The organism is Bacillus nitroreducens (genome assembly GCF_964021195.1).
The window spans coordinates 566,247-579,444 of the sequence record NZ_CAXHYI020000001.1; the positions used below are offsets into that span (position 1 = coordinate 566,247).

The following is a 13,198-nucleotide window of genomic DNA, read 5'->3' on the forward strand; positions in this document are numbered from 1 at the left end:
TAAGGTAGCAGTAAAAATTACTGCTACCCTGTAGAGTCTCACAATCTAATCATTAGGAGCTATACTTTTAACAGATGCCCGCCGTCGAAAAAGTATAAATATCTATCTGTAAGTGGCTTTCGCCAAATATGTTCGATTGCTTTACTATATAGTTCAAGCTGCACACGATAGCGGTCTTCAAGTTCTGGTTTTGCATCTTCAAAACCTCTAAACTTACCAGATATCGTGTCTGTTTTATAATCAATGAGTACAATTCCATTTTCATCTTCAAAAATACAGTCAATGACCCCTTGAATCAGTACATTCTCATGTTGTTCATCAGACCAGTCTGCATATGCCTCTGACGCGGGTATCGCCACACTAAACGGAACCTCTCTTCTTACCTGTTCAGCTACAAGCATACGCTGAGCAATTTCTGATTCAAAGAACCCTAAAATACTGTCTATATTAATTACATCTGCTTGTTCTTGTGTTAATAACTCATGATGAACCATTCGCTGGATTTGCTCTAGAATTGATTCTTTATTAATCGGTTCATTTAATCCAATATGCTGCATCACCATATGCATCGCTGTACCACGCTCTGTTGGCGTTAATGATTTCTTCTGCATGAACCTTGGGCGATCAGCAGAACTGGATCGAAACTTTGGAAGAAACAGGATATCACTATGTTCATCCATGCTCTCACGCTGTCTTTTAATCTCTGAAACCGACTGTTTTGAACGTTTATTTGCTGCAGATTTATAAGGATACTGCCATGTTAGTTGATGCTCGATTTTTTCAAAAGCATCACTACTAACTGGAATTGGGTTACCTTCCTTTAATGCAGCTTCAATTTGTTCATATCTGCTCTCTTCTTCATTATCAATTTTTTGTAAACTTGTTGCTGGGATAGTTTGAATTTCCCATTTTGCTGGATGATTAACAATTTCGGATGGGAGATGCTCAACAGTCTCTTCACCTCGAAGCAACCCTGCGTCCTTATGACGAATCAAACCTGGACCAATCCAATCTAAGTAAGATTTAGCCCCAGCTCTTGTGTGGTCCGCAAGTAACCATTCTTTGTTTTGAAGGGTTGCTTGCCATTTTTCAAGTTGCTTTTCTACATCCTTCACCGTACCAACAAGAAATAGTTTTTCTTTTGCTCTAGTTAAAGCAACGTAAAGGACACGCATTTCTTCAGAAATCAGTTCTAGATGCATTTTTTTCTTAATGGCAAGCATCGGTAAAGTTGGATAGGTTATGCGTAAAGTTGGATTTACGTATTTTGTACCAAATCCAAGCTCTTTGTCCAATAAATAACTTTTGTTTAAATCCATCATATTAAATTGCTTAGAAAGACCGCCTACAAACACAACTGGGAATTCAAGTCCCTTACTTTTATGAATGGTCATCAGTCGAACAACATCCTCTTGTTCACCCAGTGCCCTTGCAGTACCTAAATCATCTCCGCGATCTTGCATTCGCTCTATGAAACGCAAGAAACGGAATAATCCTCTAAAAGATGTCGCCTCATATTGACGTGCACGGTCATAAAGTGCACGAAGGTTTGCTTGACGTTGCTTTCCACCTGGCATACCTCCTACAAAATCATAGAAGTATGTCTCCCTATACAATTGCCATATCAAATCAGACAGGGAACCTGTTCTTGCTCTTGTACGCCAACTTTCCAATTTATGATAAAAATGTCCAACTTTCTCGTATGTCTCATCACTGCTTGAAGCTTCTTTTAAGAAGATTTTTAATGCTTCATAATAAGGACTGTTTTTTTCATAGGTTCTGATTTTCGCAAGCTCTTCAGCATCAAGTCCAACTATTGGTGAACGTAAAACCGATGCAAGTGGAATATCTTGATACGGATTATCAATCACCTTCAGTAAGGACATCATAATCGCGACTTCGGTTGCATCAAAATAGCCTGTTGAAAGGTCTGCATAAATAGGGATTCCCTGTTGTTTGAATTCCTCCATCATTTGCGGAGCCCATGGCATCGAACGCATGAGAATCACAATATCTCGATAGGTAATATTCCTCATGCGGTTTTCTTTTCGATCAAACACTTGAAACTCAGAAGATATCATGTGTTTAATTTGCTTTGCCATCGCCCGAGCTTCAAGCTGGGCTGTTTCAAGTTCAGCTTCGTCAAAGAGGATCATTTGCCCCTCATCTTCAGCACTTTCCTCTGGTCCAACATTCTCAACTTCTTGTCCGTTTTTATCAATTAATAACAATTCGGCAGCCATGTGGTCTCTTACAGGGTAGTCTGCCCCTAGTTTTAATTCGGCATCATTGTCATACTCAATTTCACCGACAGCTTCACCCATGATTTGTTTGAATAAATAATTCGTTCCATCTAATACTTCAGCACGGCTACGAAAGTTTTTTGATAAATCAATTCTTAATCCAGTTCCATCCCCTGATTGAGTGAAACGTTTATATTTACTTAGAAACAGCATAGGCTCTGCTAGTCGGAATCGGTAAATCGACTGTTTCACGTCACCAACCATGAACATATTTCCTGTCGCTTCGCCATCTTTTGTAACAAGTTTTAAAATCGATTCTTGGACCATATTTGTGTCTTGGTACTCATCAACAAATGCTTCTTCAAACTGAAGTCGGTATTCTAATGCCGCTTCCGAAGGCACTAACTCCACTGAAGACGTTCCTGATTTACTTAGAATTTCAAGACAATAATGCTCTAGATCTGAAAAATCAACTAGTCCTTTTTCTTCTTTTACTTTCTGAAATCTTTCACCAAATTCAATGACCAGCTGTACAAGCATTTCAATGGAAGGCTTCATTTCTTTAATATTATTTAAATAGCTTTCAGGAGGTAGACTGAATAAATCTTCTTTTATTTTTTCAACGAGTTTTTTTGCATCGTCTCTTAGCTTTGTTACTTGTTCCTTTAGAACCTCATCATATTCATCACCTTTAACAGGCTTTGCTCTACCAAACGCAAGTGTTTGCATTTCATGATATAGTGCCGACCATGATTGATCCTTTGCACGTAAAAGACGATAGATTTGTTCAAGGTCAGCCTCAATATTTTCTGCTCGAGGAGCTGGTCCCCCTGGCATTCGAATAAGGTCCATTGCATATTCTAACTTGGCTTTTGCCCCCTGTAATTGCAGCGATATATCCGCTAGTAAATACGGAATATATGGTGTTTGATCCAAAGTTTGGTCATCGACTTGATAGTCCTCCACAATCTGCTGTAGCCATTCAGAAGAGGCTGGATGTGCACGTGAAAATTCATATAGTCTTCGAACCATATTCTGTAATTCAACATCGGTTCGATCATTTGTAAAACGATCTACTAAATCAAAGAATTTTGTGTTTTCGAGATTACTGTAATGTTCTTCAAACATTTCTTCCATAACCTCATCACGAAGTAGTTCAGCCTCGGTCGAATCTGCAATTCGAAACCCAGGGTCGATATCAATTAAGTAATAAAATTTCCGAATCACTTCCAAACAGAAAGAGTGAATCGTTGAGATGGAAGCACGATTTAGCAAGCTTAATTGTCTTCTGACATGTAAAGAGGCAGGATCCTCTTTTAAAGCTTTTTCCAAAGCCTCCCCAATCCGATTACGCATTTCTGCTGCTGATGCATTTGTAAAAGTCACAACGAGTAAACGGTCTACATCAACAGGTTTTTCCTTGGATAGTATCTTTCGAATAATCCGCTCAACTAGGACAGCCGTTTTACCAGACCCCGCTGCAGCTGCAACTAAAATATCCTGTCCACTTGAGACAATTGCTTTCCACTGATCATCTGTCCATTGGCTACCTCCAGGTTTTGGTATATGATTAGTCATGAATTTTCACACCTCCATTCCGAACTTTTTCAAGGATTACATCCTTGCTTTCATTTGGCAGGACTCGAAATTTGTTTTCTTCCAGGCTCTGGTCAAATTGACAAACAGATTTAAACGGACAGTACGTACAAGGCGTTTTATCTTTAAGTTTATAGGGTGCAATGTCAATTTCACCATTTACTATCCGGTTACCCGTGTTTTTAAAGACTCCTCGTACATGGTTCCGAAGATAACCCAACTCTTCTTCACTTGCTACCTGAGAATTAGAATAAAAACTTCCATCTTTCTTAATCGCTGCTGAGACAATTTGAGAATAACCTGTTCCTAGTGATTGATCCATTAGACGAACAGATTCCTCATCGCCCAATAAAAGTCCCTTCATTTTAAACCTCTTAAATATTTCCTCTTCGATTTTATCCTCAGGCAACACCTTATTGGAATGAATCAGTGGGTCATGAATGTGGAAATATAGAACACCTGCTGGTTTTGCCTCCATTCCTATCCAATCCCTAGAATGAGTAATGATTACATCTAAATAAGTTAACATTTGAAGAGCAAGTCCATAATATACTTCAGAAAGATTAAGTGACTTTTGACTTGATTTATAGTCAATAACTCGCAGCAATACACCCTGTGAGCTTTCAGCTTTATCAACACGGTCTATTCGTCCTACCAATTCCATTGTGCTTCCATTATCTAAATTAAAACGAATTGGTGGAAGAGGTCCCTTCCTACCAAATCCGAGCTCAATTCCCACTGGAGCAAAGCCACTAGCTTTCGCATGATCACTTAATATCTTAGATGCACGGCTAATGATTTTCTGCAACTTATGCATGATATAGTGATAGCGATTTGAGCTCAATAATATTTCCTTCTGTAATCGTGGTGCCAGTTCTTCTACCGCTTTTGCAGCAAGCTGTTCGCACTGCTCTTTTGTAAGGTCGCGCCAGTCAATTCCATTGATTCTTAAAGAGTCTGCGATTTTCTTGAGTGCCGCATGGAATAAATCTCCAATGTCAGGTGATTCTAGGCGGAATACTTTCCGCTCTTTTAACTGAAGGCCATAACTTGCAAAGTGAGAGAATGGACAGCCTTGGAATACTTCCATACGTGAGACACTACCTTGAATATGGTCACCATATAAACTTTGAGTTATTTCTTTTGAAAGTTTTTTCGGCTTGTTTTCATAAAACAGACTGCTTAACACTCGTTTACTTTTGTATTTCATTTCATCGTGGTTGGCAAAATAATTATAAACGTCCCACCATAAATCCTGAATAGGATATTGCTTTTTCCAAGCCTGTAATTGTGTTGCTAAAGATGATAATGCCACATCAGGGTTTACGATATATTCTAACTGTTCACTTACTGGCAACTCTGATGGTTCATTCATATAAAACCTTTCATTTATAAGTGGAAAAATATCTTTAAGACGCTTTATGATCGGTGAAGGAAGAAGAGATTTTCCTTCCTCATTGGCCAATGGATAACTTATATACAATGCTTCCTGAGGACTAGTTAGCGCACAATAAATAAGGAAATTTTCATCTAATAGCGTTTCTCTGCTACCAGGTGCTAATTGTAATCCTGTATCAGCTAAAGTTTCTCGATCTGATTCTGAAAACACCCCTTCTTCATTAGGACGAGCAGGAAGAATACCGTCATTGGCACCGATAATGAAGGTACATTTTATATTTGAAAGTCTAGAGCGTTCTAAACTTGCAACAAGTACCTGATCTATTGCTGGTGGAACAAGGGCAAATCGCATACTTTCCAATCCCGTTTCGATCATATTATTGAACATTGTGAGCGAAACTTTTTCGTCACCGATGATTTCTACATATTGATCAAGCAATTCTAAGACAGAATTCCACACCTGATCATTTTCTCTAGCTTCCGATAGTCGCCCTTCTAATTCTGCATTTAATTTCATTTCTTCCATTTTTGCAGGGATTTCAAGGTCCTCTAAATAAAGGAAAAGCGCCTCACACATGCTTTTACCGTCCTTCGCCTTTTTGAGACGTTTCTCGAGTGTAAGTAAGGGTTCGACAATCATGTGTCGAAGTTCGTTTAGCTTTTCCTCATATGCCTTTTCTTTATCTGTTTGTGGGAGGTCTGAATCCTCTAATCCTCTAATACGTTTATACTTCCAACGCTTCCCATTCGTCCATTGATAGCCTTGAATCCCATACTCAAGCACATAGTTTTCGAGCTTGTCCATATCTTCACGAACTGCAGCAATCTCTTCACCGAATGGATATAAAAGATCTGTTTTTACACAACGGAATATAGACTCATATCTCCAGTTACTACTCACAACCTCAAGACTCGAACGAATCAATTCAATTAGTGGATGGTTTAACATTGAACGTTTTTGGTCAATAAAAAATGGAATGTGATAATCTTGAAAAATTGTCTCAATCATTTCATGATAATCACTCGCATTGCGAACCATAATCGCAATATCACGATAACGATAGTTTTTATCCCGTGCTAATTTTTGAATTTCTCGAGCAACTCCTTCAATTTCCGCTCGGCGATTCACTGCTTGGCTTAACGTAATGGATGTTGATTCGTTATATGAAACTGTAGGCCTTTCATCAAAATATCTTTCTAGATGGGCCAACGATGGCTCTGAGGTATAACGACGCTGTTCTGTTAGCAAAATCGAATCCTCGACCGAGATTCCATTTTCCTTTGCATATTGAATAATAGATTGATATGTTTTCCCCGTCATACGGAATAAACTTAAATCATGCGGTGGCCAATCATATGCCTTATCAACTGTTAAAGCAATCGTAACTTTTTTTGACACCTTCAAGAGCTGTCCCACTACTTCAAGTTCCTGAGGAGTGAAACTGTGGAAACCATCAATTAGTATCTCTGCCTCTCTTACATACGTAGATTGTGGAATTTTCTCTGCTAAAAGGCGTAAGTAATCTTCAGAATCCACGTATTTCTCAAAAAGATGTTTTTCTAGTTCATCATATAATAGTTGTAGATCATGTAATTTATCAGAAAGCACTTTATTTTCATGTGTAATGGTTTGTCTTTGTTCTTCTAATACTTCAGGCGTCACGCAATAACGCTTAAACTCCGCTACCATTTCTTCCATCTGTGTAATAAAACCACTTTTATCTGCAGCACGAGTAAAAACCTTAAGATCCTGTTTTCTTGTATCAATTATTTTTCGAAGCAGCATATTCACACCGATATCGTTGACATGATAACGGCTCATCCCACCAGTTTCCTGAAGAACCCTCCATGCCAAACGGGTAAAACTGAATACTTGTGCTCTCATCATTCCGCCAATTCCAGGAGTATTGATTAAATCATATTCAGATTGGAATGTCATTTGGTCTGGAACTAGATACACTATTGGCGAACCAATTGGATTATCTAATAACTTTGTACGAATCGTTTCAAGACATGTATATGACTTCCCTGTGCCCGCTCTTCCCAAAATAAATTGTAGAGACATATAGTAACCTCCTAATGAGCAGAAATTCGTTTCATGCTTATCCTCTAATTGTAACAAAAAAAATGTCGAATAAGTGAATCTTAACCAATCCAAATTCTAGTATTGTTATTTTTTATTAACACGAAAATCAGGTTAGGCATATGTTACAAAAGGGTGGTGGTATAATTGAAACGATTATTTCTTGTAGCTTTTTTATTAATTATTACAGGGGTATTTGTGGCCTCTAATATTTATACTTTTATTCCCATTTATCAAAGTGTTTCTGATTCAATCGATATCACTGTGGAACAAGCGGTGCTTGGGGGAAGTGTTTTTTCATTTTCCTATGCATGTGGGCTGTTATTCTTTGGTCCACTTTCAGAGAAAATCGGGAGAAAAAAAGTTATTCTACTGGGTTTAATTCTCTCCTTTCTTACTACCACATTAGTGGGATTCTCCTTTAATGAAAATTCACTTTATCTTTTTAGGAGTCTTCAAGGTTTTGCACTAGGAAGCTTTCCACCAGTTGCATTTGCGTATATATTCGAGGTTTTCCAACTTCGACACCGTACCCTTGTATTAGCCCTTATTAACTGTGGATTCTTATTTGCTGGTATCCTTGGTCAACTGATAAGTTCTAGCATCACCTTTTTTTATGGCTGGGAATTTGTATTTTATTGCTTTGCGCTTATTTATCTACTCCTATTTATCAGTGGATTGATGATCCTTCCGCCTGAATCAGGTACAAACCGAGCAATGACTTCATTGACTCAGGATTTATCAAAAATAATTAAAAATCCCTCGCTACTAAAATGCTACATCATCACGTTCACGATTTTATTAACCTTCATTTCTTTCTACGATGGAATGAGTCAATACTTACAAGATAACTATTCGATCAGCCGACAAACTTTATTTCAAATTAGGGCTATCGGTCTGATTGGTGCCTCTTTTTCACTACTAACAGGAAAATTAGTTCGGCATTTTGGCGATCGTCGTACATTATTAATCGGTCTTTGTCTAGTAGCATTTAGTTTAATGATTCTTCTATTTGCACGAACACCTATGGTGATTGCCATCATTACCATTCCATTTATTGCAGCTATTTCCCTTCTATACCCATCCCTCATTTCAGTTATTGGGAAGCTTGGTGAACATGCAAGAGGCTCTGCTATCTCCATCTATTCTTTTACGTTAATGGTTGGTGGGAGTTTAGGCGCACTGATAGCATCAGCTTTGAATTTTCCACTTCTACTCGGAAGCTTACTAGCTTTATTTGGACTTAATATTATGTTGAGTTACACATTAAAAATATGACAAAAAGGGAGATCACTCAAACGGTGATTCCCTTTTTGTCATTTACACGCTCCACCACAACTTCAACAAATCTATCTATACGAGGTTGATCCAACTTTTGTGGTGCCAATTCAATTTTCAACGTAGCAGCTAAATTTGAATGGACATACAACATATCCCGAAACTCATCAACCGCCCCACAAAAATGAGGATAAAATTGGTCGCCTGTTCCATATACCCCAGTGACAATCTCCTTATGGGATCCATTCTCAAATGCACGATAAAGTCCCTTCATTTCTTGAGGAATTTCCCCATTTCCCCACGTATAAGTTCCTAAAAAGAGTACATCGAAGGTTCCTATTTTATGGTATGGAAATTGTGAAATCTCAAAGATATCGCATTGACTTGTATACTTTATGACTGTATCACTTATGATTGTCGTCACTTCTCTTGTATTACCTGTAATCGATGTGTATACAATGCCTATCTTCATCCCTAAAGCTCATCAAACCCATTTGATTGGGACACTTTTGTATAGGTACGTGACTTTTGCTCAAAGAAGTCTGACTTCGTATCATTCATCATCTCGTCACTAAATACTTGAATCCACGGCATTGGGTTTTCTTTCTCCTCGTACAGATTTTGGAATCCAAGTTGACGTAATCGTTTGTTCGCCAAATACTCCACATAATCTTCAAATTCACCCAAATCAATCCCATCAATATCCTCTAAGATATAATGAGCCCACTCTTTTTCTAGCTCCACAGCTTGACCCATTGCTTTATAAACGTACTTTTTATTCTCATCTGTATTTAATTCTGGATTTTCAGATAAGAGAATTCGTACAAATTGCGCAATGAAATAGGCGTGTTGCATCTCGTCACGTTGAATATAGCTAATCATCGTACTTGTTTTAAGCATTTTCTGTTGACGAGCAAGATGATAGAAAAAAGCAAAACCAGCGTAAAAATAGATTCCTTCCAGATTAATCGAGTTGATTGCAAGCTTAAATAAGCTATTGGGAGTTGGATTTTCTCTGAATCCCTCGTATGCCTTAAGAATCAACTGGTTTCTTCTTTTAACAATCGGGTCATCCTTTGCTTGATTAAATCGTTCTATTTGTTCATGTAACGGAACTAGGGAACTTAAAATATATGAATACGATTCATTATGTACTGCCTCCTGCTGTGAAATCACGGCAAAAATGGCTTTAAAGCTTGAATCAGTGACATAATCCATCACCTGATTCATCGTTGGTGTTTGTAGGCTGTCCAGAGAAGCAAGCTGTGTATTAATTCTTAAAAATACATCCTGTTCAATAGGTGATAAATGATCCCACTGCTTGATATCATCTTGCATATTGATTTCTTGTGCTTTCCAAAAATTTGCTAACAATGTCTGATAGAGTGTATACATTTGCGGATACGCAATATCGTTCCAATTTAACAGTCCTGACGTTTCTCCATTAATGATTCCTGTAGACTTATTCGGAAAAGCTGGATTAAATAATTTTATTTTTGTTAATGGCTGGTTATATGTCATTTATTCGTCCTCCTTAACTATGGCATAATTCACATTCTTCAATTTCTGCTTGTGAAGTACTTCTAACATAATAGGTGGTCTTTAGCCCTTGCTTCCAAGCCTCCAAATGGAGCTGCAAGAGATCCTTTGCTTTAATATCGTGTCTTACGTACAAATTAAAGCTAATGCCCTGGTCGATATGACGCTGACGTGCAGCATTTTGTCGAATACTCCATATTTGATTCACTTCATGACGTGCTTTTCTGTAAAATGCATAGGTTTTAGAGTTAAGATCAGGCGCAGTTACCTTGAACTTAAAGTTCTTCTTTTCCTCCGCATACTCCGCTGCATAGATTGGATCGATACCATCAGTCGATCCACCTATTTTTGCAGTAGATGAGTTTGGTGCTACCGCCATTAACCACCCATTTCTCATACCGTTTTGTGCAACTTTTTGTTGTAGCGTCTTCCAACGTTGGGTAGTATATTTTCTTCGTGCAAAATAAACGCCTGTTTCCCATTCCGAACCTTCAAATTCTTGATATGCTCCTTTTTCTTTTGCAAGTTCCATCGATGACTGGATTGCATAATAGGCAATATCCTCATAAAGCTCATCTGCTAATTGAACAGCCTCTTCAGATTCCCAGTACACTCCTTTTAGAGCTAGAAGATGATGCCAGCCGAATGTCCCAAGGCCGACAGCACGAAATCTTTTGTTAGTGATTTCTGCTTGTTTCACTGAAATTGTATTTAAATCTACAACATTATCTAGCATTCTAACTTGAATTCGGATCAAACGTTCAAGTACATTTTCTCGTACAGCTCTTGGTAGATTAATAGAAGAAAGATTACAAACCACAAAATCACCTGGTTTTCGAACAATCACTATATTTCCTTTATCATCAATATATTCCTTAGAGATTCCCGTTACAGACATGTTTTGTGCAATTTCTGTGCATAAATTACTGCAAAAGATTGCTGTCCTTCCTTTTCCTAGAAGGTGTTTGTTCGGATTTTGACGGTTGACTTCATCACGATAGAACATATATGGTGTTCCTGTTTCTAGCTGAGCGATCATGATCCGTGCCATAATATCCATTGCTCGATAAGTTTTACGTGGTAACAGTGGATGATTGACAGCCTCAATGTATTTTTCAGTGAAATATTTTTCATCCTCTTCATCGTAAAAATCCTCAAGACCTAACGGATTACCATGTTCATCTTTCCATCCCATTACTTGCTTTACTTCATGTGGACAAAACGTGTGCCACTCCCCAATACTTCTTCCATTTTCATCACATTCTTGGAGCTTTTGCATAAAAAGATCTGGAACAGATACCCCTGTAAAAATATCATGGGCCTTGCGGCGTTCGTCTCCATTGTTTGTTTTCAAATCTAAAAAACCATTCATAATATCTTTGTGGAAAAGATCTAGATAAATCGCGATAGCCCCTTGCCGTTGCCCTAACTGATCAACACTTACTGCAGTATCATTGATAAGTCGAATCCAAGGAACGACACCTGACGAATTCCCCTTAAACTTTTTGATATCGGAACCTAGCGCACGAACCTTGCCGTAGTATACGCCAATTCCCCCACCATCTTTTGACAATCTAGCAATATCCCAATTATTTAAATAAATGCCATCAAGTGAGTCATCCACTGTATCAATAAAGCAAGAGGATAACTGACCAAAACTTTTACCTGCGTTTGAAAGAGTTGGAGTAGCTACCGTCATAAATAAATTACTTAATGCCCAGTATGCTTCTTTCACATAAGTCAGGCGTAGGTCCGTTTTTTCATGTTGCATGAGCGTCATCGCGATGATCATAAAACGCTCTTGAGGCAGTTCATAAATGTTGCGCTCATAATCTCTCGCAAGGTAGCGGTCTGCTAATAAAAATAATCCTATGTATGTAAATAAAAAATCTTTAGTTGGGTCAATAACCTTTCCTAGTTCTTCAATTTCATCTTTTGTATAGGAATCTAGTATGTTTGCCGAATATATGCCTTTATTTGTTAATTCCTGTAGTAACTCAAAAAAGTCACCATATTTTTGTGTACGATTATAGTCCCTGCTCTGTGCTGCTTTCTCATAAAGCTCATTTAAATAAAGATGTGCTGCTAAATAGGTCCAGTTCGGTTGGTCCATAGCAATATTGTTTAAAGCATAAAAAAGGGCTTGCTGATTTGGACCATTCGATAGATTCATACCCCTTATTTTTTCTTTCATTTCTGTTGTATCAATCTGATAGTTTTTCTCAGCATACATTAGTGATTGGAGTACTACTTCTAATTCTCCTTGAGTTGAGATAGTCAATTTTTTTCTCTCCCTTAACTTTTTTCAATACAAAACCAAATACGCAAGCGCCTTGAAAGTGAAACATCGACTAACTACTACCACACCCTATGGCAAACATCGATGTCAATACATCCACGAAAATGCATTCCATTTTCTTCGTGAGATGCTCCTCTCTGAGCCTTCCTTGTCCTGTGTAAGTCCGACTAGCATAAGACGATACGGCTAAAGGCGTGTTTTTTGACCTTCTTGACGGATTTGATATACAACAGAGGGGCTGGTGCGCTTGCTGTATACGTAGATAACTATTTTAAAATTATCTACAAGGTTGAAATCGATAACTTCTTAAACAACAAAAAATCCGCCCAATGAATTGAGCGGATGAAACGATAACATCAAGAGAGCACAAAGATAGAACCCTACCTGTCGCCACCGTTTCATCTTCTCAATCCCCGAAGAAGTGAAACATCTAAAGAAAAGACAGGTCTCCTGACTTATGCTTCATTCTACTTTGAACCCTTCCCATATAAGCACCTTAAAGAGGTATCAAAAATTCTGGTGAAAATGACACATCGACAGGACGTCGCGTTCTTGTTGACGTGGTCCTTTCCATCCTCTTTTTTTGAACTCTAATCTAAGTAATCTTATACAGTGGTCTGTTCATTTCGTCAGCATTTACAGTTGCGGGGGCAGTTCTGGTATTTCACCAGATTCCCTTTTAAGCCTAATCGGCATCTATTTCTCAAGGCAAAACACAATATGTAGTTTCGAAAACAATAAATATATCAATATATGCTATTA

6 protein-coding genes and 1 riboswitch are annotated in these 13,198 nt (G+C 38.1%); of the genes, 1 reads left to right on the forward strand and 5 read right to left on the reverse strand.

What is annotated here, in order from left to right:
- Positions 1-59: 59 nt before the first annotated feature.
- The gene (gene addA / locus ACWPVE_RS02800) at positions 60-3,821 is read right to left on the reverse strand and encodes a helicase-exonuclease AddAB subunit AddA (RefSeq protein ID WP_453990540.1); all 3,762 of its coding nucleotides are present in this window, start codon (positions 3,819-3,821) and stop codon (positions 60-62) included.
- Positions 3,814-7,302 (reverse strand): helicase-exonuclease AddAB subunit AddB, encoded by a 3,489-nt coding sequence (addB, locus tag ACWPVE_RS02805; RefSeq protein WP_453990541.1) that lies wholly within the window; start codon positions 7,300-7,302, stop codon positions 3,814-3,816. Before addB ends, addA begins: the two co-directional genes overlap by 8 nt.
- Before the next feature lie 165 nt (positions 7,303-7,467).
- Between addB and ACWPVE_RS02810 the strand changes: the two genes are divergently transcribed.
- Positions 7,468-8,598 (forward strand): MFS transporter, encoded by a 1,131-nt coding sequence (locus ACWPVE_RS02810; RefSeq protein WP_453990542.1) that lies wholly within the window; start codon positions 7,468-7,470, stop codon positions 8,596-8,598.
- Between the two features lie 16 nt (positions 8,599-8,614).
- Here the strand turns inward: ACWPVE_RS02810 and ACWPVE_RS02815 are convergent, their stop codons facing one another.
- From ACWPVE_RS02815 to ACWPVE_RS02825, 3 genes are read right to left on the reverse strand one after another with little or no spacing between them, the layout of a single operon-like run.
- Positions 8,615-9,070 carry a flavodoxin domain-containing protein gene (locus ACWPVE_RS02815; RefSeq protein WP_453990543.1) on the reverse strand — a complete coding sequence of 152 codons (456 nt, stop codon included), beginning with the start codon at positions 9,068-9,070 and terminating at the stop codon, positions 8,615-8,617.
- 2 nt (positions 9,071-9,072) lie between these two features.
- Complete coding sequence (locus ACWPVE_RS02820; protein ID WP_453990544.1) at positions 9,073-10,119, reverse strand: ribonucleotide-diphosphate reductase subunit beta; 1,047 nt, start codon at positions 10,117-10,119, stop codon at positions 9,073-9,075.
- A gap of 13 nt (positions 10,120-10,132) precedes the next feature.
- A complete protein-coding gene (locus tag ACWPVE_RS02825; protein WP_453990844.1) occupies positions 10,133-12,370 on the reverse strand; it encodes a ribonucleoside-diphosphate reductase subunit alpha in 2,238 nt (745 codons plus the stop codon).
- A gap of 489 nt (positions 12,371-12,859) precedes the next feature.
- Positions 12,860-13,151, reverse strand: a riboswitch (cobalamin riboswitch).
- Positions 13,152-13,198: the final 47 nt, after the last annotated feature.